20 protein-coding genes are annotated in these 24,196 nt (G+C 51.6%); 12 read left to right on the top strand and 8 right to left on the bottom strand.

The genetic code is table 11. From position 1 onward, the window contains the following. The first annotated feature begins 132 nt into the window (after positions 1-132). From IMCC3135_RS19150 to IMCC3135_RS19125, 6 genes are all read left to right on the top strand, one after another. Complete coding sequence (locus IMCC3135_RS19150) at positions 133-456, top strand: 2Fe-2S iron-sulfur cluster-binding protein (RefSeq protein WP_088921941.1); 324 nt, start codon at positions 133-135, stop codon at positions 454-456. An 85-nt stretch (positions 457-541) separates the two neighbouring features. Then, positions 542-1,750 (top strand): NAD(P)/FAD-dependent oxidoreductase, encoded by a 1,209-nt coding sequence (locus IMCC3135_RS19145; RefSeq protein ID WP_088919066.1) that lies wholly within the window; start codon positions 542-544, stop codon positions 1,748-1,750. Between the two features lie 104 nt (positions 1,751-1,854). Continuing rightward, positions 1,855-3,555 (top strand): Hsp70 family protein, encoded by a 1,701-nt coding sequence (locus IMCC3135_RS19140; protein WP_088919065.1) that lies wholly within the window; start codon positions 1,855-1,857, stop codon positions 3,553-3,555. Next, entirely contained in the window at positions 3,545-4,810 is a 1,266-nt protein-coding gene (locus tag IMCC3135_RS19135) for a hypothetical protein (RefSeq protein WP_088919064.1), read from the top strand. Before IMCC3135_RS19140 ends, IMCC3135_RS19135 begins: the two co-directional genes overlap by 11 nt. After that, positions 4,807-6,144 (top strand): hypothetical protein, encoded by a 1,338-nt coding sequence (locus IMCC3135_RS19130; RefSeq protein ID WP_157736124.1) that lies wholly within the window; start codon positions 4,807-4,809, stop codon positions 6,142-6,144. Before IMCC3135_RS19135 ends, IMCC3135_RS19130 begins: the two co-directional genes overlap by 4 nt. Positions 6,145-6,227: 83 nt before the next feature. Beyond that, positions 6,228-6,569 (top strand): 4a-hydroxytetrahydrobiopterin dehydratase, encoded by a 342-nt coding sequence (locus tag IMCC3135_RS19125; RefSeq protein ID WP_088921940.1) that lies wholly within the window; start codon positions 6,228-6,230, stop codon positions 6,567-6,569. A gap of 35 nt (positions 6,570-6,604) precedes the next feature. Here the strand turns inward: IMCC3135_RS19125 and IMCC3135_RS19120 are convergent, their stop codons facing one another. Beyond that, the gene (locus IMCC3135_RS19120) at positions 6,605-7,309 is read right to left on the bottom strand and encodes a DUF3047 domain-containing protein (protein ID WP_157736123.1); all 705 of its coding nucleotides are present in this window, start codon (positions 7,307-7,309) and stop codon (positions 6,605-6,607) included. Positions 7,310-7,639: 330 nt separating this feature from the next. Between IMCC3135_RS19120 and IMCC3135_RS19115 the strand changes: the two genes are divergently transcribed. Next, on the top strand, positions 7,640-8,695 hold the full coding sequence (locus IMCC3135_RS19115) for a threonine/serine exporter family protein (RefSeq protein WP_205737612.1): 1,056 nt from the start codon (positions 7,640-7,642) through the stop codon (positions 8,693-8,695). 28 nt (positions 8,696-8,723) lie between these two features. On the opposite strand, the gene IMCC3135_RS19110 is transcribed toward IMCC3135_RS19115, so the two are convergent. After that, positions 8,724-9,443: a c-type cytochrome gene (locus IMCC3135_RS19110; RefSeq protein WP_157736121.1), complete on the bottom strand. Its 720-nt coding sequence runs from the start codon at positions 9,441-9,443 to the stop codon at positions 8,724-8,726. Then, positions 9,436-10,770 (bottom strand): sulfite dehydrogenase, encoded by a 1,335-nt coding sequence (soxC, locus tag IMCC3135_RS19105; protein WP_088921939.1) that lies wholly within the window; start codon positions 10,768-10,770, stop codon positions 9,436-9,438. Before soxC ends, IMCC3135_RS19110 begins: the two co-directional genes overlap by 8 nt. A gap of 541 nt (positions 10,771-11,311) precedes the next feature. On the opposite strand from soxC, the gene IMCC3135_RS19100 reads away from it, so the two are divergent. Next, on the top strand, positions 11,312-12,994 hold the full coding sequence (locus tag IMCC3135_RS19100) for a metallophosphoesterase (RefSeq protein ID WP_088919059.1): 1,683 nt from the start codon (positions 11,312-11,314) through the stop codon (positions 12,992-12,994). Between the two features lie 182 nt (positions 12,995-13,176). Beyond that, a complete protein-coding gene (locus tag IMCC3135_RS19095; protein WP_088919058.1) occupies positions 13,177-14,499 on the top strand; it encodes a metallophosphoesterase in 1,323 nt (440 codons plus the stop codon). Here IMCC3135_RS19095 and IMCC3135_RS19090 read toward each other — a convergent pair. Continuing rightward, positions 14,479-16,797: a CotH kinase family protein gene (locus IMCC3135_RS19090; RefSeq protein WP_088919057.1), complete on the bottom strand. Its 2,319-nt coding sequence runs from the start codon at positions 16,795-16,797 to the stop codon at positions 14,479-14,481. The genes IMCC3135_RS19095 and IMCC3135_RS19090 overlap by 21 nt on opposite strands. A gap of 148 nt (positions 16,798-16,945) precedes the next feature. Beyond that, complete coding sequence (locus IMCC3135_RS19085) at positions 16,946-19,234, bottom strand: CotH kinase family protein (protein WP_088919056.1); 2,289 nt, start codon at positions 19,232-19,234, stop codon at positions 16,946-16,948. Positions 19,235-19,706: 472 nt separating this feature from the next. Here IMCC3135_RS19085 and IMCC3135_RS19080 point away from each other — a divergent pair, with 472 nt between their 5' ends. Continuing rightward, the gene (locus IMCC3135_RS19080; protein ID WP_157736120.1) at positions 19,707-20,180 is read left to right on the top strand and encodes a hypothetical protein; all 474 of its coding nucleotides are present in this window, start codon (positions 19,707-19,709) and stop codon (positions 20,178-20,180) included. 72 nt (positions 20,181-20,252) lie between these two features. Here the strand turns inward: IMCC3135_RS19080 and IMCC3135_RS19075 are convergent, their stop codons facing one another. Continuing rightward, complete coding sequence (locus tag IMCC3135_RS19075; protein ID WP_088919054.1) at positions 20,253-20,840, bottom strand: MOSC domain-containing protein; 588 nt, start codon at positions 20,838-20,840, stop codon at positions 20,253-20,255. A gap of 64 nt (positions 20,841-20,904) precedes the next feature. Next, entirely contained in the window at positions 20,905-21,525 is a 621-nt protein-coding gene (locus IMCC3135_RS19070) for a dihydrofolate reductase family protein (RefSeq protein ID WP_088919053.1), read from the bottom strand. 246 nt (positions 21,526-21,771) lie between these two features. Here IMCC3135_RS19070 and IMCC3135_RS19065 point away from each other — a divergent pair, with 246 nt between their 5' ends. Together IMCC3135_RS19065 and IMCC3135_RS19060 are read left to right on the top strand one after the other, a co-directional pair. Further along, entirely contained in the window at positions 21,772-22,116 is a 345-nt protein-coding gene (locus IMCC3135_RS19065; RefSeq protein WP_088919052.1) for a hypothetical protein, read from the top strand. A gap of 177 nt (positions 22,117-22,293) precedes the next feature. Next, the gene (locus IMCC3135_RS19060) at positions 22,294-22,680 is read left to right on the top strand and encodes a hypothetical protein (RefSeq protein ID WP_157736119.1); all 387 of its coding nucleotides are present in this window, start codon (positions 22,294-22,296) and stop codon (positions 22,678-22,680) included. Positions 22,681-22,778: 98 nt separating this feature from the next. Here IMCC3135_RS19060 and IMCC3135_RS19055 read toward each other — a convergent pair whose 3' ends face one another. After that, the gene (locus tag IMCC3135_RS19055; RefSeq protein WP_088919050.1) at positions 22,779-24,191 is read right to left on the bottom strand and encodes an FAD-dependent oxidoreductase; all 1,413 of its coding nucleotides are present in this window, start codon (positions 24,189-24,191) and stop codon (positions 22,779-22,781) included. Positions 24,192-24,196: the final 5 nt, after the last annotated feature.

The raw sequence follows: 24,196 nt of genomic DNA, 5'->3' as shown, positions 1-24,196 counted from the left end.
CGCTGCAAACGGCGGGGTGAAAAATGACTACAGGATTTCTCACCTCTGACCATCGCAGCCAGTCAATGAAAGATTCTGTATTGGCCGTCGGTGATCAACACGATAAAACACAAAAGCAAAGAGGATATAGGTATGGCTAAAATCACATACATCGAATTTGGAGGCGTCGAGCATGTTGTTGACGTCCCAAATGGTCAGACTGTCATGGAAGGTGCCCGCGACAACGGGATTCCCGGTATCGACGCTGAGTGTGGCGGTGCTTGCGCCTGTTCGACCTGTCATGTGTATGTCGATTCTGCCTGGGTGGACAAGCTTCCTGCCAAGGAAGGAATGGAGGAGGATATGCTCGATTTTGCCTTTGAACCAGACCCGGTCCGCTCACGGCTAACCTGTCAGGTCAAGGTTAGTGAATTGCTGGATGGACTGATCGTGCAAATGCCTGAAAGGCAGATCTGAAAATGATCGTACTTGCCGTGAAGCGTGCATCGACTCATGTGGGTGAGGCGATATGGTTTCCACTTAAGTGAAAGAGAAAAGTGCAATGACTGATATCGTGATTATTGGCGCGGGACAGGCCGGGGCATCATTGGCGATCAAGCTGCGCGCGCTGGGTCATGAGGGTAAGCTGACGTTGATCGGCGAGGAGTCCTCACCGCCATATCAGCGTCCACCGCTGTCAAAAGGTTTCCTGTTGGGCGAGATGGAGCTGGATCGGCTCTATCTTCGTCCACTGTCATTCTGGGAAGAGCAGGGCGTCACGCTACAGATTGGCGAACAGGTCTCCTCTATCGAGCGTACCGCCAAGACTGTTCGGGTCGGCGACAAGACAATCCCTTACGACCAACTTGCGCTGACCATGGGCTCACAGCCGCGTTGTTTGCCTGAGTCCATCGGTGGTGGATTACCGGGGGTCTACACGGTACGAACGCTTGCCGATGTCGAGACGATGAAACCCGAATTTCACCGTGGGCGGCATATGCTGATCGTCGGTGGTGGCTATATTGGGCTTGAAGCTGCGGCGGTCGGTGCGAAGCTCGGCCTCAAGGTCACACTGATCGAGATGGCACCTCGCATCCTGCAACGCGTCGCCGCATCTGAAACCTCAGACTATTTCCGCAAGATCCATACGGATCATGGCGTACAAATTATTGAGAACACAGGTCTCGCCCGTTTGTCTGGCGACACTCGCGTCACCGGCGCAGTACTGTCGGACGGCAGTGAGATCGATGTTGATTTTATTGTTGTCGGTGTGGGGATAGCGCCATTGACGCTTCTGGCAGAGGAAGCAGGGCTTGTGATCGAGAACGGTATCCACACAGATGAGCTCGGTCGCACTTCGGATCCGAATATCTGGGCCGCAGGCGACTGCACCTCTTTTCCGCATCGCGGCGGACGGCTTCGACTCGAAAGCGTTGGGCATGCCATCGACCAGGCCGAGACGGTAGCGCAAAACATGCTGGGCGCGATGGTGCCCTATTGCGCCAAGCCCTGGTTCTGGTCTGATCAATACGATGTGAAACTGCAAATTGCTGGCCTCAATACCGGCTATGACCGAGTCATTACCCGCAAGGGCGACAGCGAATCGATCAGCTTCTGGTACTACAAGGGCGATACCCTGCTTGCTGTCGACGCGATGAACGATGCCCGCGCCTATATGATCGGCAAGCGTCTGATCGAGGCGGACAAGTCGCCAGATCCTGCGATCATCGCAGAGCTGGGGACTGATCTTCGCATGCTTTTGAAAATCTGATAAGGTCCGTCCAATCGCAACGTAGAATTCGACCTCTTCCGGGCCGTGGCTATGCGAGTCAGATCAACGCCCAGCTGGGCCGAGAAAAGGGAGCTTGCAACACTATGGCAAATATTGGTATTGACCTTGGGACGACCCATTCTCTGATCTGTGTATTTGAGAATGGTGCGCCAAGGCTTATCGAGAACGTATTTGGTTCCCCCTTGACGCCCTCAGTTGTTGCACTTGACACCGAGAACAAGCTGGTCGTCGGGGATCCTGCCAAGGCGATGCTGGTGTCTGACCCAAAGCGCGCCGTTGCGGTGTTCAAGCGCCATCTTGGCACGCAGGCGCAATTCGAGCTGGGTCCGAATTACAAATTTGGAGCTGTTGATCTTTGCGCACTTGTTCTGCGCGATCTATGCACCAGTGCGGAGCAGGTGCTTGGTGAATCCATAGATAGCGCGGTGATCTCGGTGCCGGCGTACTTTAACCAGAATCAACGCAAGGATGTGGTTACGGCAGCGCAGTTAATTGGCTTGACAGTCACGCGTCTGATCAATGAGCCAACGGCGGCGGCGCTGGCTTATGGTTTACAGGAGCGTGAAGGCGAGAGTACCTTCATGGTTTTCGATATGGGGGGCGGTACCTTTGACGTCTCGATTCTGGAGATGTTCGAGGGTGTAATGGAGGTGCGGGCAACCGCTGGCAACGCCTTTCTGGGAGGCGAGGATTTCACACGTTGTTTGGCGCAATGGATCGCGGCTCAAAATGATCTTGGCTTCGAGGATCTTGATCGCTCAATGGCGTCACGTTTCATCGAAGTTGCAGAGAACACCAAACGCGCATTGACACAGCAACTCTCAGTCAGCTTTGCGCGTGATATTCAAGGTATGCCTGTTGAATTTGACATCTCCAGGCAAGTTTTTGAGGACATCAACAAGACCAATATCAAACGCTTGCGCGCACCCGTCGAACGTGCTCTTTATGATGCCAGGATCAATCGCGAGGATCTGGACCGGGTTATTCTGGTCGGCGGCGCCTCGCGCATGTCACTGATCAGATCGTTTGTTGCAAAGCATCTGCTCAAGTTGCCCGAAAGCACATTGAATGCAGATCATGTTGTCGCACAGGGGGCTGCGATTCAGGCGGCTTTGGTCGCCAATGATGCAGCACTGGAAGATCTTGTCATGACAGATGTCAGCGCATTCACGCTAGGTATGGAAATCACAAAGCAGATCGATCGCAAACGTCGAGCAAGCGGCTTTTTCCAGCCCATCATCGAGCGTAATAGTGTCGTGCCAATAAGCCGGCTGGAAGCCGTGCAAACAGCCGAACCGGGACAGGAACGCATCACCGTTCAAGTGTTTCAAGGTGAGTCGCCCATGGTCGAAGACAATGTGTCGTTGGGGAAGTTGAAAGTGAAGGTGCCTTACAACAGGGACGAGTGTGAGCAGGTAGAGGTCCGTTTTTCCTATGATGCCAGCGGCCTGTTAGAAGTCGAGGCGATGACCAGCGACGGCAAGACAAGCAGCCTGGTTATTACGACTTTATCGGGTGAGATGAGCTCCCAGGATTTGGCGAAACGGATTGCTGTGCTCGACAAATTGAAGGTGCACCCAAGGGATCAACTGCAAAACATCGATATCATGGCGCGCCTGAAGAAGTGTTATGCAATGAGCCTTGGCGATGATCGCGACATGATCATGAGCTGGATTACCGGGTTCGATGCGGTGATGGGCCGGCAGAATCCGCGTGAAATTGAAGCGCTCCGTACTGAGATGGCTGGCCGTATTGATGAGTATGAAGACTACTATGTCAAATGATAGCCAAGTCTGGGTTGTACTGGGGCTTGAGCAGCCGACCGGCGGCACGCAGCATGACAGTCGAGCGGTCAAGAAGGCCTATGCCAAAGCACTCAAGGCAATAGATCAGTCTGCTGACCCGGCAGGTTTTCAGATGCTGCGAGAGAGCTATGAGCGCGCGCTTGAGCTGGTCAAAGTGGTGAAAGTTGAAGAGCTCTGGCGACGCTTTGCAGCGGACATCGGTACTTCGCCATCTCAGATCGTGCAGATCGACGAATTGATCGGTCAAGAAGGGAACGCTGTCTACCCCGAGAGCCAGATCGCATTGGATGCCTTGGGTGATATGGGGCGCGTGGCAGTTTTGGACCAAAGCGCTGACAGTGTTGATGCCTGTTTTGTACTCAATGCACTGTTGGCGAGAAGCGGTGCCGTCGCCGTGACAGAGGAGGTGTTGGCGGCGATCGAACAAAAGGCAGAGGCCATCTGGCACAAATCCATCGATGATATCGAGACTCCCGTGGAATATGTCGCTGCGCGGTTTTCAGTGATTGCTGCTGAGCAACGGCTGGCTCTGCTCTCAATCCATGACGAAGGTGAAAACATGATGTTTGCCATTGCCACCCAAGACGCCGGCCAAGGTTGGATAGGCAAAAAACTGGGAGCTGCTATCAGCATTTTTGCTGTCGTCACCGTTTCTGAGTCTCCTGCTGATGATCCGGTTCGATTCGGTGGCATGCCTGGCAGCCGTGCAGAATCGCACAGCGCAGCGGTGGGGAAGGCTGAGCTGTTTCATGGCGACAGACCACCGCAGCCGGTGGAGGCCGACACGTATTACGCGGCTTATGTACGGATGGTTGAAAATGCCATGGCCGTGGATAGTGAGGAGGAAGATTGGATACGTTTGTTTGACAAGCTGGACAATGAAACGCCAGAGATGCGTGAAGATGTCGAGTCGATGGTATTTCGTACCTTGCTTGAAACACAGAGATCGGCTGATGGTCCTGGGCATTTACCACCATCGTTCACCGCCAATGTCGTAGAGGCGCTTGATGAGCAGTTTCAATGGCTCAGTGACGGTGCCTGGTTTGAGCGAAAATTCCAGCAGGACAGCAATGTCATGGTCATCGCCTTACAGTCGGTGCGTGGTCGCAAGGTGAGCTTTAGCAAAGTTCCTCAAAAGCCTAACGTGCTGATTGTCAGTCTGATGTGTGTTGTCGCGTATGCAATCGTACGGACGTTATTTACTTGGCTGACAACTCATGGAGTGATATCGTGATGATCAAGCGTTTGTCTGCATGGTATGAAGGGCTACGACCAATCGAAGACTATGTTGCAGCAGGCCTGTCGCCACGAGCACGCAATAACATTCGTTCTGCCATCATCGTGATCGCAGCCTTGCCTGGAATAGCACTGGTTGAAAGCTATTTCATCAACCGGCCGTGGCGTGACTTTTATCGCGTAGGCATCAAGCTGCCTGAGCCCATAGTCAGGCTAGATGTCGGTCAGCCCTGGCCCAGCGATGTGTCGACTACATTGCTTGCAGATCTTTTGCCACCTGATGTCGCTGCGGTTTTGCCTGCAGATGCAGCGGTTCCACAAGGGCAGAAACGGTTATCCGTCTTGTCGATCGTGGAGCAAGTCGAATCGTTGAATACACCCGTGTTGCAGAGTTGGTTGTCCAGCTTTACCAACCCGGAGGGTGACACAGTCACAACTGAAGTTGCCCTATGGTGCGGATTTGACCTGGAAAAGTCACCGGCCGAACGGCTGTGTATCGCGACCGTTCCAGTACCCTTGTTTGGCAGAGTAACCTCTGCGTCATGCCTGGTGAAGAATGGGTTTGCGCTGTACCATACATTACTGCGCAGTGATCTCTGCGAGCACGACGAACACGAGAACATTTGTAGTCAATTGCCTGTTTGGAGACACAATCCACCCAGCCAGGGGCAGGTCGTTAAAATCGATGATCTGCAGTGTGCGGCATCCATCATTCTGCCCTATTTGACGCTGACCATGACACATGACGGGGTTCGTATAGACAGTGAAACCATTTCACCGTTTGCAGGCAGCTTCAAGGCTGATGTGGAGCATGGTCACGGCTTCACCCGTTCGCTGGCAATACTGGCGCATGACGGGGCAAGTGAGGGAGAAATATCATGGAACGATTTACTCGATAAGAGGGGAGTCATTCCCGTTTCCATCACGCCACAAACGCGGGCTGCAGGTCTGGTCTGGACAGAGTATCGATCACGACACGACATCCATCGCGGAGATAACGGCAAAGAGCCGAAACTGAAAGGATCACGCTCGTTTCATGAGTTGAAAGTAGCACTGCAACCGTCTTCATCGTTTCAGATAGCTGCACAGTTTCTTGGAAAGCAGTTAACTATCCCGACCGTGGCAGGTAATCTGCTCTCCGGTATTGATGCGTCAGAACTTCGTGATGGGGCGGTGCTTCCTGACGCTTGCCAGCCTGACTCTGAACTTCCTGTTGTTGCACAAGCCGGTTCAAGTATTGAGGGTCCTGGGTATTCGGTTCGCTTGTCTCAAACCGTATGCCCAGAAGACGCCTTGAAGCCGGCCCTGATTCAAGCCCTGTTTGCGAATTAAAGCTTTCCTGTAACTTCCTGCTCCAAGGCGTGATACAAAGGAAGTGCAGTCTCTACTGAGCTAATAGCCTGAGAATGACCGTCATGACAACACCCACTGATTCACTCGCACATTGCAAGCCCTGTAACGGCAAACTGCCTGCACTGACGCAAGCTGATATCAAGGAATCGCTGGCTGGTTTGAACGAGGCCTGGACGCTTAGTGCAGATAGCAAGTCCATCACACGACGCTTTGAATTCAAGGGTTTTGCCAAAGCAGTTTATACGGTAAATCTGTGCTCTTGGCTGGCTGACAGGGAAGGGCATCACCCCGATATCGCATTTGGCTGGGGTTATTGTCAGGTGACTTTGACTACCCATGATATTGATGGTTTGTCAGAGAATGATTTCATCTGGGCAACCAGACTGGATGCCCTGGTAATCTGAGCTGGCTAGTGCCCATTTATCGCATCATGAGCGTTTCAGGATGCAGAGGCTGAGAGTGTAACGTCACTGAAAAAGGCCTCACTCTGAACCCCCGTATTGTCGCTATCACAGAAAAAACCAAGAACGGTCAGTGCGGGTGCTCCTGTGCCACCAATCTGTGTGTAGAGCTCTCTCAGATCAACAGATTGAGGATGCCACTGACCGACATTCGAATTCAGTCCATTGGCGACCAGGTGGTGAAAGTTACCGATTATCTTGTAGTCGCCGGGTGTGTATTTTTTGTTACTCCAGATGATCTCGGTCGTTTTTGTCTCACCTGATTCATTTTCAAAGCGCAGGAAAAGCCGGGCAGGGTGGTCATCGCCGTCCTCTGTGTCTTCATCCATAGCACTCTCGATTGGTTTGCTGATCTTCCAGTTCCACGACAGAGTTGGCAAGTCTGCAAGCTGGATGGATGTCTCGCGCGCCAGGATCGAACCGCTATTGTCGGTGGTACAGGCCAGTGCACGCCGGCCATCCTCTTCGACCATCTGGTAGTCGGTGGGTTTGATCCTGAAAAAAGTGCGATGTGCCCACCCGTCTGGCAGCGCCTCTGTTGAGAAGTCACTGTCCATCAATTCAACAGGGCCGCTGGTTGCCAGTAAGGGATGGCCGGTTTTGAATACGTCGGAGCCCAATGCGCTGTATCCCCATGCGATGCCCGACACAATGACTACACCTGGGATGATCAATTTTTTCAACTGTTGTTCCTCGCTGGATCCTATTGGACTTCGACCCATCTGCAGCGTAAACGTTTCAGCTCATTGTCGTAAAATTGCCTAACCCGGATAGCATTTTGCTTGCCCCTGTTTTGCTGAGTCTCCTATAGACTGGCCGCGGCACGAATACTCTGCCCCCGCTATTGCCCGCAAGGCTTTTTAGAGCCCTGTCTGAACTGATCCCCATCAAATCGTATGTCCTCTCAACTTTTGGTTGATAAAATAATAGAACTCGGGGACACGCTCCATCGTTGTGGCTGCGCACCTTACAAGATCGCCAAATATGTCCATCACTATGCTCGGATAAACAGCGTGAACGTGGTGGTGCAGGCAAGCCCGACAGCCATCAACTATCAGTTTCCGGACTTTGATCACAAGGTCGTGATCAAGCAACTGGAGCCTGCCTCCATCGATCTGAGCCTGCTCGCCAATACCATTATTGGTATCAATGAGAACAGCAGCTCTCCCGTACCGCCCTCAACGCGCTACCGTCCCTGGTTGATGATGATCTCCAATATGCTGATTCCACCGGCCTTTCTGGTGTTGGTCGGTAGCACCATGAATGCGATCGCCATGGCATTCATTCTGGGGTTTCTGGTGTGGGTCTGTCAGTATCTCTGTCGGGATGAGCACAAGATCGTTGTGGAATTTCTCAGCGCTCTTGTGACAGGCTTGATGGTCTCTTTCATCAGTAGCCAGGGCATCGATGTTCCCATCTGGGCTTTGAGTATTGCAGCCATTGTGCTGTTCGTCCCCGGCTTGTCTATCGCCAACTCGCTGGAATGTCTGGCTTTCAATGATCTGATTTCGGGTACCTGCCTGTTTGCTCAGTCCATCTTTATTCTGGTGAAGCTGTTCATTGGCATTTATATTGGCCTGACGCTGGGCGATACGCTCTGGGGCGCTTCCATCTCCCAGACGAACCTCAATGAGGTGGCAAGCTGGATGCCTTTTGTGGCCTTGCCCGCCTTGTCGTTGTCACTGGGCATCAACTTCAACGCCCGTTTCATCGATATTTTCTATGCCTTGCCGGTATCGATTCTGGGGATGTGGGGACCTCTGTATCTGGATCTGGGAAGTGGCTGGATTGTCGGCACCTGGGTGACCACGGTGGTCATCACTCTGTATGGCACTTGGCTGGCCAAAACCCTGAAACTGACCGGTGCGATCTATATCGTGCAGGGCATCATCATTCTGGTTCCCGGAAGTCGAGTGCTGGTCGGCGCCAGCGAGTCTTTCTTGCACCAGCCGATTCTGTCCACGCCCGATATCGGCCTGTCGGCCTTGCTGATGTTTTCAGCGATCGTGACGGGACAGATAACGGCCTATTCGGTTTATTCGCAGAAGAACCGGTATCTGATCAACTAGATGATCTTGCGCAGTGTTTAACCCCCTATCACTGCACCACCATACAATCCTCCTGAGAGTCATCCCCCGGTTTTGCGGCGACTCCCAGGTCAAACCCATCGTCACCCGGGACGGCGCAGTCACCCATGCACGGCTCATTGTGAGTGTCGGGTCTGGAGTCGCACGTGAAGCCGTCTCGATTGGGCATCTGGATCGCGCTCAGACTAGCCTTGTCAAGCACAGAGTTCTCCGGAATGACCTTGTTGATCGACAGCAGGTAGGCGACCAGTGAGTAGATTTCATCATCCGAGAGTGATTGTGAATTGACGAACGGCATGGATCGTCGGATGTAATCGAATAGCGTTGTGGCATAAGGCAGATAGGTGCCCACGTTCTTGGTAGGCCAGCTGTCGATGGCAGACAGTGGTGTTGGGTCTGTGGAGCTCAGTGCAGGATAGCCGGCATGATCCTCGATGGGTTTGATACCACCGAGACCATCTTCACCATGACAGTAGGCGCAGCCGGTTTTATAGACTTCAGCACCGCTTGCTACATCACCTTGACCTTCAGGCAGGCCGGTGCCATCGGGCAGTACATCGATATTCCATGGTGCAATGGTTGCCGCATCGGTCACCGTGCCTATGCAGAAGGGGCGATCATCGCAATCCATGGCCTCAGTGTCCGACTGGGCATTGGCATTGTTCAGGGAATAGCTGGCAAGTGCCAGAACCAGAAACGAGGCTCTCCAGCCCAAGATTCGCTTATCCATAGACCACACTCCCATCGCTCTGCACAAGCCAGGGTTGAATCGCATTGTTGTGATAGAGGAAATACTTGCCTCTGGCTGTAAATAACTGCTCTATGAAGGGTTGAACGTAGCCCGTTTCGTCAGTTGCACGACTCATAAGAACGGCTGATGTCTTGTCCCAGCGCCAGGGCAGAGTGAATTCGGTCAGGCACTTGGAGAGTACGGGTTGAGTGAGGTTGGCAGGCTCCCAGTTCTTGCCGCCATCCATGCTGACATCCACACCGGTTATCTTTCCACGACCTGTCCAGGCAATACCTCGAATCTGGTAGTAGCCGGCTTCAGGTAGCTCCTGCCCGCCGGAGGGGAAGGTAATAACTGATTTTGCCTCCATGATCAGCGTGGATTTGTGGGCCATCCCATCGGGGCCCGTCAGGTCGGAGTATTTGGACGTCTCTTCACGAGAGAAAGCGGGATTGTCAGTCACTTCCAGACGACGCAACCATTTGATGTTCAGATTTCCCTCGCAACCAGGAACCAATAGCCGTACGGGGTAGCCTTGTTCAGGTCGCAGGTTTTCACCATTTTGCGCGTAAACGACGATGCATTCATCCATCGCTCTTTGGAAGGGAATGGTCCGCAGCATCGCGGCGCTGTCAGCACCTTCTGCAAGGACATAGCGTGCCTTATCCTTCTCGACACCGGCTTCTTCCAGCAAGGTGGAGAGTTTGACGCCGGTCCATTGGGCGCAGCTGAGCAAGCCGTGGATGTCCGCCACATTTTTGCCGAATTTGCCTTCAGTGACCATATCGCCATTGCCTGAACATTCCAGAAAGTGAAACGAGCTGACGGTGGGGAGGCGACGCAATTGGTCCATGGTGAAAATGAGTTCACGTTTGACCAAGCCGTGTACGACCAAGCGGTGTTCCGACGGCTCAACGGCGGGTACACCGGCGTGATGACGTTCGTAGAACAGGCCATTGGGTGTGATTGTGCCGCGCAGGTCCTGCAGTGGGGTGGTGGACCAGTAGCTGTGTGGTGTTGGAAAGTTATAGCCCCCAGGCATGTCGGCAGCTAATGTTTCGCGGCGTATGATTGCCTTTTCGAACGGTGAAGGCAAGCCGTAGGGGTTCTTCAGAACAGGGTCGCCCAGTGTTTTTGTCCACTGCGGAATGGGTAATGGGTCCGAGGCCTGAGCTTGGGCGACCATGCTTGTCATGACCAGTGCAGAGCCTGTACTTACCGCCGCAGATAGCAGGTTTCGTCGGTGAGGGTCTGTCGGTAATCCAACAGATTTTCCTTGTTCCGATTCTCTACATATCTTGCGGTCGGATGATTCGTGATTGGACATGGGTAGCAGTCTCTCTGATTGAGGCAGAACCGCTTTAATCATGCCTTGACACCAAGGGAAATGAATACAGTGTTCAGGTTGAGACTTTTTCTGTATTACCGGGCTATGTTATATGCCTGTGGTCGTGGCAGTTCAGCAAAGCGGGCAGTGTTGAGTAATGGCGATCCGTTCTGGTTAGTCCGACTCACTACAGTACTGCTTCTACGGTGGGTTGTCGAGAGAGACCTTGAGGGTTGATATCAACGTCAGTCGAACAGCTAAGCGCACTGTCAGTTTGAGGCGGTGATGCTGAAAGTACTGAAAAAATAGTATTTAGCAGGCATGGAAAGTGCACTTTTGCTTCTGCGTCGTCCAAGAGGTGATCCTGGTTCACTTTCATTGAATCAGTCAACCACGCTAGCAAACTGCACCATTTCGCTGTTTTCCAAGCGACTCTTCTTGGCAGGCTGGAACGTCGAGGTTAACTCCAGTTTGTAACGAGCTGCTCTGCCTCCAGACAAAAAACATTTTTTCTCTCTAATTACCGTTACAGGTTAAACGTGTGGCCATATTCAAGTTCAAGACTGCCTTCGCTTTGCTGGCGCTCACATCATTCTCGCTAAATGCTCCCGCTCTTGCCGCAACCAAAGTGGCCTTCGTTGGCGATCAGGGAACCGGCGGTAACGCGCAGGCGGTATTGTCTCTGGTTTCTTCTGAAGGCGCGGATCTCCTGCTATTACAAGGAGATCTGGGCTACTACGACAATACTGCATCAGATTGGGAAGCCAATCTTGTCAACGAGCTCGGTGCAAATTTCCCGGTGTTGACAGTGGTTGGGAACCATGAAAATCATGAATGGCCAGCCTACCAACGCTATATAGAACAGCGCATAGATCGAGTTCCAGGTTTATCATGTACAGGTTCTATCGGTGTCAAGGCTGCTTGCACGTTCAATAATATTGAAGTCGTTCAGGTTGCTCCAGGTGTGCGGGAAGTTGCAGGGGTGGCACCTGATGATAACTACGAGCAATTTCTGCGCGACTCATTGAGCTCATCGCAAAAGCCATGGCGGATTTGCAGCTGGCACAAGAATCAGAATGCGATGCAGACGGGTAGCAAGAGTGACAGTACCGGATGGGGCGTCTTCGATGCTTGTCTGGATGCGGGTGCCATGATTGCGATGGGTCATGAGCATGCGTATTCGCGTACCTACCTGTTGAGCAACTTTGAAAGCCAATCCATCGTACACAAGAACTCTGAAATGACGCTAGAACCCGGAAAGTCCTTTGCGTTTGTTTCGGGCCTGGGTGGGCATGATATCCGGTCTCAAAAGCGTGGTGGTGACTGGTTTGCTTCAATCTATACGGCCTCTCAGGGGGCCACACATGGTGCATTGTTCTGCAGCTTTGAAGACACTACAGCGGAATGCTACTTCAAGGCGATTGACGGTTCTGTGCCCGATCAGTTTTCTCTGACATTGGGTGTGCAACCGCAATTAGACAGTCATAGCGTACCTGTACCATCCGACTCCGACTCCGACGCAGGTCCTACCGCCGCGACTAGCGACATCGACGCAGGGTTTGTTTTCTCACGCACCGATAAGCAGGCACTTCGTTGGATCGACCGTGATTCGTCGGGCAACATGGCAAGTACCTGGATTAATGAAAGCTGTGCACAGAAAATGGGTGGGGTGAGTCGAACAGGCAACTGGAAAACGTTAATCTCCATTGCACCCAATACGGACGGTATTGCTAATCCCTGCTCGGCCAGTACGGCTTCAAACCCTCTCTCATCTCCACTTCCCTCGATATCCAATGAAAACGGGTTCGTTTTTTCACGAACAGATACCACCGAATTCCGGTGGGTGAGCCGGGATTCCACGGGCGGAATGGGCAATATCTGGATAAACAAGGCTTGCGCCGATCGATTGGGTGGTGCTTCACAGTCCGGGGATTGGCGGGCGTTGAATGGACTGGCCCCCGGATTTGATGCGATTGCCAATCCCTGTAATGAACCTGCCTCAACCGTTAACAGCCCCTTCACAACAGTGGATGAAGGCTACGTCTTTTCACGCACGGATAAAAAAGAAAATCGCTGGATTGAACGTGATGCCAATGGTGTTTGGGGAAGCATCTGGATAGACAAAGAGTGTGCCGATCGTCTGGGTGGACCCACTGCAACAGGAGATTGGAAGACGTTGAATCAAGAAGCCCCCGGATTTGATGCTATACGCAGTCCCTGCTGACGGAAACCTGCAGCCCATGAATTTCAGAAGATGAAAGCGAGTACCTGTGGGAGCTTGCATCCGTTTGGTGAGTAGTGTGGAAATAACGAAGGAGGTGAGTCCATAGCAGTCTGTAATTCAGCATATGATTGATCAAGTGTTATTGTTTCTGGTCTGCTTGGAATGAAGAGAGGTAACGCTTAATGAAAAATACGATTTTTCGTTCTGCCGGCATACCCAGGACAACTCGCATCTTGCTTGTCTGCGGATCTGTTTTGCTCAGCAGCGTAGTTTCTGCCGCTTCGGTCAAGGTAGCGTTTGTCGGCGATCAGGGTGTCGGTGAGCATGCCAAGGCTGTGTTATCGCTGATTGCAAGCGAGGGGACTGATTTGCTGTTGATCCAGGGAGATTTTGGTTACAACGACAACACAGCATTGCTCTGGGAGGCCAATCTTGACGAAGCCCTGGGTACCGACTTTCCGGTATTGAGCGTTGTTGGAAATCATGAGAATCACGAGTGGCCGATCTATCAGAGGCTGATTCAACAGCGTATCGATCGTGTAGACAGCCTCTCCTGCTCGGGGGAGGCCGGGGTCAAGGCGGCTTGCCGGTTTGAGCATATAGAAGTTGTGCAAGTTGCGCCGGGTATCCAGGAAGTTGAAGGGGTGTCACCCGACGACGATTATGCAAAATATATTTCCTCATCGTTTTCAGATTCAGATTCAGATTCAGATTCAGATTCAGATTCAGATTCAGATTCAGATTCCACGGCTAGCTGGCGTATTTGCAGCTGGCACAAGAATCAGGAAGCGATGCAAACGGGTGCAAAAAGTAACGCTACCGGTTGGGAGGTCTACGACGCCTGCCTGAACGCGGGTGCCATGATTGCCCTGGGCCATGAGCATGCTTACTCTCGTACGCATTTACTCAGTGATTTTGAAAACCAGATCATTGTTCATAAACGCAACGAGATGATACTGAAACCAGGCCAGTCTTTCGCCTTTGTGTCCGGTTTGGGTGGGTGGCAAGTACGCCCGCAGCTAAGAGGTGGCGACTGGTGGGCATCGATTTATACAGCGACGCAGGAGGCCACACATGGCGCTCTGTTCTGTAGTTTTGAGGACTCGACTGCCAGTTGTTATTTCAAGGCGATTGATGGTGCCGTACCTGACCAGTTTACACTCTCATTGGCTGATCCTTCAGTAAGTGATTCATCTCCTGTTAATGACAACAACGTGGATGTGGAACCAACTCAGGAAAGTGTTGTAGATGAGTCTGAACCGGTAGAGCAGCCCGTACCAACTGTTGAGGCTGGAGTTACGGATGATGTGACCGCAGAAACAGCTCCATCGGCTATCAACACAGATGGTATGAATTCAGCGCTGGAGAACGATACTGCTCCTTCAGTCGTTCGACCTGTACAACAAGCGACGAGCGGGGGCGGCAGTCCCTCCTGGTTGTTACTTGCCATTCTCCTGTTTGTGTATGGTTTGCAGTGGAAGCGATCAAGGCATGTCAAATGTTAGAACACCAAACCAGGTGGTTCCTTCTATTTTAAGAGTATTGGCTGCAACCTGCCACACACGCTGTGGCTCCAGATTGCCTCTTGCCGTGACCCTGTAGTAGAGCTTGCCTGAGGGCAGGGCAGTGCTGTCGTGTGCATATTCCACCTCATCTTCTGCATCGGCGATTTCTTCGACACTCAAGACAATAGTGTTCGCTTCGAATGCCACTGATGTCGATACCTGCAAGTCATAGCTGAGTACATTACGACGCGTGACATCGTAAGCAGGCTTCCAGGCAAAAACTAGTTTGTCCCCCTGTGTAGTCGGACTCAACAGAGTCGGTGGCATGGGAATATCAAAACTGTTTCGCAGATCATCATGAATACCGGAAACGAATGATGCGAAATTTTGTGTCCGGTACTGATTGTACGGTGTGAAGTCTACGTCTGGCGAACGCGTCAAATAGGGCAGTATCGCTGCATCGTAACGCTGGACTCGTTCAGTGATTTCGCTATCGGTAAAATAGGTATTTCTGAGCTCATCAGCAGCAGCCAATATCTTTTCATGAATCCCTGGCATTTTGTAATACCGTGAGACAAAGTCGCTGTAGATGCCCCTTGCATAGCCGTAATACAGTCGCTTCTCCAGCTCCTTATTGTCATACGAGTTGATCAACTGGTTCTCCGGGGAGAATGTAAGATCATAGTCCCATGGCGCGAAGTAGAACTTGTCGGAGCCAACCGGGTTGTACAGATAGAAATTGTGTGTAATCGCATCGGATTGATGCAATAGCAGATTGGCAGTTACCCACATCAAAACATTATTGCGATTGAAATACTGATCGAGAACGGAGTCGAACGATCGTGCCGGATCATTCATTGCCGTTAACATGTCAACGAGCTTGCGATGATCTTCCCCACGCTCGATTTCCAGGCTGGTTTCAAATCTGTTCAGATCAACAGGCTCACCGCTTTCGTCCACCTGGACGTTCTTGAGGTCGGACTGCGAGAATGCAAAAAACTCGATCTTGTAAATATTGTCATCTTCGTTCCTGTCTCGATTAACCAGATATTCCTTGCCGGCATATTCTGCGTGAGTATATAAGCCGTAGTCCACGGGACCCTGTCCATCGTCAATCCACAAGTTGAAAAACTGTGTGCGTAAGCTGGGCAGGTACGGTAATTCACTCATCAGATCAAAGGACAGCTTGTTTCGTATACGTGATTTGTCCAGGGGGTTTTTGTTGAGTTGCAGACGCCTTTCATTGCGCCACAGATTCTCTTTGCTATCGAGTTTTATCCTGAAGGATTTTTGAGGGAATGCGCGACTGGATCCTCCTCGCTGGCGTAGCGTTGCATTGCTCACACTGCCATCATCAGCAAAGTCGTCTCCTTGAAAGTGGACAGCAATTTCCGCCTTGAAATCATCTTTGTGGTCTACGTCGGCAATGATGTCGGCGAGCGTGCAGCCGGATGTATCATCGACAGTACAGATTCCGGGTACTGCCTCTGTTCGAACATCCAGTCTGACGACATTCACTGTCTCGTAGCCATCCTGGTCATAAAATTCGTCCGGATCTTCAATGTCTGATGAGTCTGGTATGAAAACACTGTTGCCCACGATTGGGCCAGTTCCCGGATCCGTAACCGGACCTCTGCTGCGGGTCGTCACCGTGACGCTGGCTGGCTCGGATCGGTTGCCAGCGGCGTCTAGTGCTACTACATCGACAGTATATTGCTGTGCGCTCTGTAGTCCATCAATATACCAGCTGGTGCCATTAGTGGTTGTGGCCTGCTGTCCGTTAAGTGAGACTTCGTAGTTCAGTGTGGCACCGGTTACACGATCCCAGAAAACTTCAATGGTTGATGGTGAATAGACGTCGCCCCGTAAATTACCCGGTGCAGACACAGCGTTGCTGACCGGCGGCAGCACGGGATCACCAATGCTAGGTGTTTCCCGGTCGCCACCAATAAAACTTACCGTGGCAGGCGTTGAACGGTTGCCTTCGTTATCGAGGGCCGTTACTGCAAACTCGTACGCACTACCTGCTACCAGAGCGGCGGTGAAGTAGCTCAGTGCATCCTTGGTGGTTGCTATCGTGCCGTTTATTTTTATTTCATAGCCGGTTACGATCAGATCATCGCTGGATCGGTTCCAGAAGAGCTCGGCGGCTGTATTGGAATAAACCTGATAACGCAGATCGCCCGGTTGCGATGGATCTTCAGCGAACGCTGTTGTGCTTGTCCCGACTATGAGCAAGATGAATGTGAACATTCTGGAGCGGTTTTGGACAAAACTGCTTCGATTTGTAATTAACATGCCGTTCTCCTCAAGTAGACGGTTCTTTATCGATAGGCTCACAAAATTTTCAAGCAATGATCCATGTCAGCAATGCAGCATATCCAGCGCCATGCTGGATATGGCTTTAGAGCTGATAGATCATCTGGATCAGATACGTTCAAACGGATTATGGTGTTTCAAATTCCAGGACTCCATACCAGGTGGTTCCATTGAGATTAAGTGTGTTGGTCGCAATTTGCCAAACACCTTGTGGGTCGGTGTCTCCTCTTGCCGTGACTCGGTAATAGAGCTTGCCCGAGGGCAGGGCGCTGATGTCGAGTGCATATTCAACTATCTCTGTTGCATCGGGAATGCCTTCGATATTGACGACAATGTTGTCGGCCTCAAAGCCTAACGATGTCGATATCTGCAGCTCATAGCTGAGTACATTACGACGCGTGACGTCGTAGGCGGGCAGCCAGGCGAATACCAGTTCATCCGCCCGTGTTATCGGATTCAGTAGGGTCGGTGGCATGGGAATGTCAAACGCGTTGCGTAGTGCGTCGTGGATGCCGGATACGGAAGAGGCGAAATCCTGTGTGCGGAAGGGATCATATGAAGTGGAGTCAACGTCTGGTGAGCGAGAGAGATATGGACCTACGATCTGAGCATATCGATCCGCACGTTCGGAGATGTTGCTGTCTGTCAGGTAGGTTTCTCTTAGCTCATCCGCTGCAGCCAGAATTTTCTCATGGATACCTGGCTGTCGGTAATACCTTGAGATAAAGTCACTGTTGATGCCTCTTGCATAGCCGGAATACAGACGCTTTTGCAATTCTTCGTTGGCGTAGCTGTTGGTCAATACGGGCTCTGGGTGAAACGTTCCATCATAATCCCAAGGCAGGAAGTAGATCTTTTCCGAATCAACCGGGTTGTACAGGTAGAAATTGTGGGTTATGGCATCTGTCTGATGCAGCAGTAGATTGACGGTTATCCAGGTCAGCACATTATTCTTGTTGAAATACTTGTCAAGAATGGCATCAAATGATTGTTCTGGATCATTTATGGCAGCGACCATGGCGACAACATTCCGATGATCATCACCGCGCTTTATATCCAGCACAGATTCGAAGAGATCCTTGTCAATCGGTTCACCGTTTTCATCTACCTGGATAGCTTTCAGATCACTTCTGGAAAAATCGAAAAACTCGATTTTGTACAGATTGTCATCCTTGTTCTTATCGCGATTAATCAGGTATTCCTTGCCAGCATATTCTACGTGGGTATACAGGCCGTTGTCTTCGGGACCTTGCCCGTCGTCAATCCACAAATTGACGAATTGAGTACGCAAGCTGGGCAGGTTGGGTATCTCTCTCATCAGGTCAAAAGCCAGCTTGCTTCGAATGCGCGATGTATCAAAGGGGTTTTTGTTCAGTTGCAAGCGATCTTCATTGCGCCATAACTCGTCGTCATTTTCCAGCTTGATTCGAAACGACTTCTGGGGCCATCCACGACTGGATCCTCCTCGTTGACGCAGACTTGCATTGCTATTGCTGCCATCATTGGGGAAATCGTTTGCCTGGATATGAACCGCTATCTCTGCGTCGAATTCATCATCCGGGTTCACATCGGCAATGACATCGGCCAGCGTACAGCCGGACTGATCATCAATGGTACAGACCCCAGGCACTGTATTTGTTCGCACGTCCACTCTTACTACATCGACTGTTCCGTAACCATCCTGATCATAGTAAGAGTCCAGGTCTGTTATGTCTGATGCGTCTGGTGAGAAAACCGTGTCTGGGCCTCTGTCACGGGTTTTCACGGTCACACTGGATACAGCAGATTGATTGCCAGCGGCATCCAGCGCTACTACATCGACAATATGTCGCTGAGCACTCTGCAATCCCTCGATATACCAGCTAGTGCCATTGGTGGTTGTGATCTGGTGTCCGTCAAGTGAGACTTCGTAGCTAAGCTCAGCATCGTTTACACGATCCCAGAAAACTTCAAAGGCTGATGGTGAGTAGACGTTGGCCTGTAGGTTGCCGGGTGCAGGTACAGCGTTGTTGGTCGGTGGTTGTTCGGGATTATCGTCATCGGGGATTTCCCGGTCGCCGCCAATAAAACTTATCGTGGCAGGTATGGAACGGTTGCCCTCGTTATCAAGGGCCGTTACTGAAAATTCATAAACAGTGCCTGCTACCAGAGAATCGGTAAAGTAGCTCAGCGCATCTCTGTTGATCACTACGGCGCCGTTGATCGCTATTTCATAGCTGGTGACGATCAGATCATCGCTGGGCCGATTCCAGAAAAGCTCGGCAGCAGTATTGGAATAAACTTGATAACGAAAATTGCCCGGTTGCGACGGATCTGCTGCGAACGCCGAACTACTGATGTTGAGTGAGAGTAAACCTACTGTCAGTACTCTTGGGTAACGGCTAGTCAATACCTTATAAAGATTAAAGTGAAGCATGTCCGTAGAACTCGACTTGACTCGGTATTACATGTAACTTACCACCGTGCGTTATAGTCATGTTGATCCAAATCAGCTTGATACCGGTTAATTTACCGTTGTCATGTGTAAGTTATTCAAATCCAGTCTTCGCTGCGGTAGAGCGTCAAATAAGTTAAGGGCAAGTCGATGAGTTATACGACATTGGAGTATGCGTGCCGCTGATAGTAGCGTTCGAAAGCAGGTTGGTGGAGCATGATTTCCAGGGCGCCTGCCTCGAAAGGCTTGAAGGTCCATCCGTTGATTTTTATTCGTCTTTGCAATCTGAAAAACTGCCATTGGTAATGCTGAGAAAGAAATTCAGCTGAATGACTGGGAAGCAAGCTGGTGCGACGAGTCAGGGCAGAGTCAGGCTGTAACCCGGGTTTATTGTTGCTTCTGATTCGTTGGGGTTAATATCCTGCTTATGCCATCTGAAAACCTGGATAAGTCGATGAATTCAAGCTATGCGAACGGTACTGTTTTTATCCTGTTGTGCACCGTATTTACCCTTGGCAGCTGTAGCAGCTCAAGCTCTGGAGGCAGTGGAATAACGTTCCAGGACTTCAGGGCCAAGGCTAGTCGGTTGGCGGGCAGCAATGCGACAGACTGTGGTCATGCTGATCCTGATCCTGATGCTGATATTGGTGATGGTATTAAAGGGGGTGAGCAAAACACCTGTATTGGTAATGCCTATTTATCCCAAACTGCAGCCTTTGCTACCTATGAATATCAAGGGATAGATTCAATGGGGGCCGAGGCTTTGGTCATCACGGCTAGCAGCGAGGTTAGCCGCCTTTCTTTTGATAGTGATCTAACTGGCGGCGGTAGCTTGAGCAATGGTGAAATTCTGATTTTTGAATGCCTCAATCCGAGCCTGAGTGGCGTCGTTGATGGTCAGCCAAACGAGGTCTTCAATTGCGATTAATTCAAGTCACCCATTGAATGTGACAACTTATCGATTGCAGAATTCGCCTGAACTGATTTTTATGTGAGGCGATCATTCCGCTGAGGGCAATCGCCAGTTACAAACGGGCGGTATATGGAGCCGTAATTCATCACCAATTTTCAATGTTCCGGGTCGCTCTACCCACAAGGTTATGCCTCGACGCCCCTGTGCCGCCTTGGCAAACAGCTTGCCCTTGCCGGGTCTGTGCTGCTCTATGATGTCGCCGGGAAAGCGGCAAGGTGCATTTTCCATGTCGACTACAATTGATGTACCGTTAGCTGCGATCAGTCGCGAGGAGGGAGGTAGTTTGCTGAAGTCGGGAAAACCTTCGACGATCAGATTGGCCCCAACCCAGCTTGGTTCAATGGTGTCCAGAACCATGCTCTCACGAATAAGTTCGAGTTCTTCTGCAGACAGGGCAGAGATTTGTCGTGTGTTTCTGATCTCTGTGTCTTTTGGGTATTGGGATTTCACTCTGACACAGGAGCGCCTTGTCAAACCGCTGTGAGAATCGCCGGCGAATCCTTCATAGCGAACCTCAACCATGGTTTGCGGCACGGTACTCAGATCAATACCATCGATATTGATGCCCAGAAATGTGATGACCGCTGTCAGCGGTGTAGGTGTCAGTATTGGCATAAAGATGAAAATTCAAAAGTGAAAATTTTTATGTTCACAGCCGTGCTTGTTCAGCTTCAAGAGCTCATTGGGCATCCAAAGCAAACGAGCCGATCTTGACGTCACCGGCAGTTCGATAGCGTGCCATGGTCACGCCTGTCGAGGATATCTGTATATCGTCCAGCTCCAGGCCGAGCGGCGCTATACCCACACCAAAGAGACGCTTGCCAGAGCCCAGAACCACTGGGAAGGTCCAGACCAGCAGCTCATCGGCAAGCCTGTTTTCCAGTAGCAATTGTATGAGCTCGCTGCTGCCCTGCACGCTGAGTGGTAGGCCGACGCCTTGTTTTAACTGCAAGATACCTTTCGCCACATCGCCTGTGATGGGCTGGCTGTTCTCCCAGTCCAGCGTGTTGGGTGATGAGGTTACGACATACTTGTTCGATTTGTTGAATTTTTGCGTCACAGGGTTGTCGTCGCCCGCGTTCGGCCAGTGGGCCGCGAAAATGTCATAGGTCTTGCGTCCCAATAGCAGATCATATTCCTCTGCCATCGCCTGGCCCATGACTTCGCCCATCTTGGCGTCCCAGTAGGGCTGTGACCATCCGCCGAGAGTGAATCCGCCGGCTGTGTCTTCTTCCGGGCCGCCAGGGGCTTGCATGACACCGTCGAGGCTGATGAAGGTCTGAATTTTTACAGGGCGCATAGTGTCTCCAAACTTTCAGGCGTCGAGCTCAATGATCAGGAAATATCCATCATTGATAACTACGACTATTTTCCTTATCCATGAAATAGCGATTAGCGTAGTTCGTACTTGTCTACGAACGTATGTTTGTTGGCAGCTCGGATCGCGAGTAAGAATGAAACCTGCGACCTGTTTGGCTAGCCTTGCGTGAATGCTAGATTGTGTCATCGCGAGCTGACAGTCAAGCTAATGAAGGGACAAAAAAAAATGAAATATATATCTTTTCTTATCCTGTTGACACTGGGTGGCTGTGCATTGGGTGACAAGCCAATCATGACACACGAAGGATATGTCAAAGCGCTGGACCGGCAGGTATCCAGAAATATGTATCTACCCGAAGGATCTTCTAAATCCTATGACTGCAGGATCAAGGTCAGCCAGGACCAGGAAGGTAATGTCATATCTTCAGAATATGGGCTTTGTGAGGCGGATGATGCGTTGATTGCAGCGTTCGACAAGGCCATTATGGATGCTTCGCCATTGCCACTGCCTGATGATATGGCACTGTTTGATAGTGAGATTGTCTTGCGATTCTGCCCGGGCTGTGAATGATCAGATGGAGAAGGGTTGATACAGCTTTGGTGGTTTGTTCGTGGGTTGCCGTCGGGTCTTGCAGAAATATAACTGTGCAGAAAGTAACCCCAGTGCCGAAATCACAGTAAAATCGGCAGGCAATCATGCAAGGAGCAAGAACAAATGGTATTTATTCGTAACACCCGTTTTCGGAAGGTGACTCAGATAGTTCTGTCAGCACTACTGGTCACAACGCTTGCAGGTTGCGCAGGCAATACGATCAAGAGATTTTCGAACGATGGGGTAAAGAAACAGGTCTTCGATTGGGCTTTCTGGTCTCAGAGCTGTACTGCGGCAGACTTTACAATCAAAGTCACAAAGCCCCCTGAATTTGGCGTTGTGGAAATAGGTACCGGCACAATGGTCATCGGACGAGAGTCCGCCACTGGTGCGCGTATGGCGTGTGAAGGCAAGACTGTTGCAAACAAGGTCGTCTACTACACCGCTAACGATGGATACAAGGGGGTCGATACAATCGGTTTGAGTATTGTCGGACGCAACGCAGCCCCACGTCTTTTTACGTTGGAAGTACAGGTCTACTAGCTGTTTCTGTAGCGGTTGTAGGACAATCCCGGTGATGTGAATCTCGTGGATTGTTCGATGTCAGGGCGATAGTTCGCATCACTGACAGGGCTGATTGTTCATGCCTTGTGCCAAGCCACTGATCTGGCCGCTTTACGACCTGCCAGAGCACCCATCACCACCGCACTGAGCAGGCCGTTACCGGACAGGTAGCCGCTGTCGTTGGAGCCTGAGACACCTCGGGCGGCTCCGCCAGCGGCAAACAGATTGGGCAGGGCGTGTCCCTGGTTATCCAGTACCCGTCCGTTGCTGGTAATCTCCAGGCCGCCCTGCGTATGGAACAGCGCCCCGGTAACGCGAATGACATGGTAGGGGGCTTGCAATGCTTGTTCGGCAGTAAATCCACGACCAAACCGATCTGTCTCACCGTGTTCCTGAAGTTCCTGCATTTCACGAAAGGTGTTCAGCACCGCCTCGGTGGGAAGTCCCAGTTCGTTGGCTAGCGTATCAAGGGAGTCGAATACCTTGATGGCCCCGGCTTCCTGTGCATTTCGATAGTCCTCGAATTGCAGGCATTGTTCATGAATACGGGTATCGAATACGTTGAAGGCAATTTGCTCAGGTTGTACGAGCACCTTGGCTGCCTGCTCGGAATAGCCGCTGTGTTCGTTCGAGAAGCGTTGTCCGTTCTTGTTCAGCTGCACACCTCCCTGCATCATGACTGCCCATGAAATCAGCGTCTGGTGGGGCCAGGCCAGTGAGCCATGAGCCTGATAGCCTCCCAGATCCTTCAGGCTGGCATTTAATGCCTCGCCCCACAAGATAGCTTCCCCTTGGTTGCCTTCGTGTCCGAAATACAGGGCCTGCTGCATTTGCGGAATGTGACGGGCTATCAGTTCAGGGTTACCGCCGTAGCCGTTACACGCCAATATCAGGACATCACAACCGATTTGCTCGATGCTCCCGTCAGGACGCTCGAAGGAGATGCCGTGTACGCGACGATCCTCATCGACGTGCAATGTCGTTACCCGAGCTTCGGTCAGAATCGGAAGCTCAGCCTTTTGAGCGGCGTTCAACAGGCAGGACATCAGCTCCTCCCCCGTGCGTCGCGGTGTGCAGTGCATGCGCATCTGGCTATGACCGGGGTAAAGAAAGCCTTCTACCAGTTCAAAGGGAATCTGATGATCGTCTGCCAACCATTCGATCACGCGTCCTGAAGCTTCGGCCAGGGTTGCGACGATGGCAGGGTCGGCTTCATCGTGATTCTTGGCAAGGATATCGGCGCTCATCAAAGCTGCGCTGTCGATTACATTGGCGGCTTTCTGGAAGCGAGTGCCAGCGGCTGGTACGAAGCCTGAGGACATGAAGGTGCTGCCCCTTGGGGTCTCATCACGTTCCAGCACAACCGCCTCGATCCCCTCTGACAAGGCCGCCAAGCCCGCTACCAGGCCGCAGGCACCGCCGCCGATAATGACAAGAGATACGCTGAAGTCGAAATTGATGCTGCCGCCATCGAATTTGATGTTCGCCATGAACT

The organism is Granulosicoccus antarcticus IMCC3135, assembly GCF_002215215.1.
Taxonomy (GTDB): domain Bacteria; phylum Pseudomonadota; class Gammaproteobacteria; order Granulosicoccales; family Granulosicoccaceae; genus Granulosicoccus; species Granulosicoccus antarcticus.
Note: the sequence above shows the minus strand (reverse complement) of the source record. Positions and strands in the feature narration are given on the sequence as shown.

Excerpts from the sequence above, each read along its gene's own strand:
- IMCC3135_RS19150 (WP_088921941.1), top strand. The coding sequence starts at position 133 with ATGGCTAAAATCACATACATCGAATTTGGAGGCGTCGAGCATGTTGTT.
- IMCC3135_RS19145 (WP_088919066.1), top strand. The coding sequence starts at position 542 with ATGACTGATATCGTGATTATTGGCGCGGGACAGGCCGGGGCATCATTG.
- IMCC3135_RS19140 (WP_088919065.1), top strand. The coding sequence starts at position 1,855 with ATGGCAAATATTGGTATTGACCTTGGGACGACCCATTCTCTGATCTGT.
- IMCC3135_RS19135 (WP_088919064.1), top strand. The coding sequence starts at position 3,545 with ATGTCAAATGATAGCCAAGTCTGGGTTGTACTGGGGCTTGAGCAGCCG.
- IMCC3135_RS19125 (WP_088921940.1), top strand. The coding sequence starts at position 6,228 with ATGACAACACCCACTGATTCACTCGCACATTGCAAGCCCTGTAACGGC.
- IMCC3135_RS19110 (WP_157736121.1), bottom strand. The coding sequence starts at position 9,443 with ATGGATAAGCGAATCTTGGGCTGGAGAGCCTCGTTTCTGGTTCTGGCA.
- soxC (WP_088921939.1), bottom strand. The coding sequence starts at position 10,770 with ATGTCCAATCACGAATCATCCGACCGCAAGATATGTAGAGAATCGGAA.
- IMCC3135_RS19095 (WP_088919058.1), top strand. The coding sequence starts at position 13,177 with ATGAAAAATACGATTTTTCGTTCTGCCGGCATACCCAGGACAACTCGC.
- IMCC3135_RS19090 (WP_088919057.1), bottom strand. The coding sequence starts at position 16,797 with ATGTTAATTACAAATCGAAGCAGTTTTGTCCAAAACCGCTCCAGAATG.
- IMCC3135_RS19085 (WP_088919056.1), bottom strand. The coding sequence starts at position 19,234 with ATGCTTCACTTTAATCTTTATAAGGTATTGACTAGCCGTTACCCAAGA.
- IMCC3135_RS19080 (WP_157736120.1), top strand. The coding sequence starts at position 19,707 with ATGAATTCAAGCTATGCGAACGGTACTGTTTTTATCCTGTTGTGCACC.
- IMCC3135_RS19075 (WP_088919054.1), bottom strand. The coding sequence starts at position 20,840 with ATGCCAATACTGACACCTACACCGCTGACAGCGGTCATCACATTTCTG.
- IMCC3135_RS19070 (WP_088919053.1), bottom strand. The coding sequence starts at position 21,525 with ATGCGCCCTGTAAAAATTCAGACCTTCATCAGCCTCGACGGTGTCATG.
- IMCC3135_RS19065 (WP_088919052.1), top strand. The coding sequence starts at position 21,772 with ATGAAATATATATCTTTTCTTATCCTGTTGACACTGGGTGGCTGTGCA.
- IMCC3135_RS19055 (WP_088919050.1), bottom strand. The coding sequence starts at position 24,191 with ATGGCGAACATCAAATTCGATGGCGGCAGCATCAATTTCGACTTCAGC.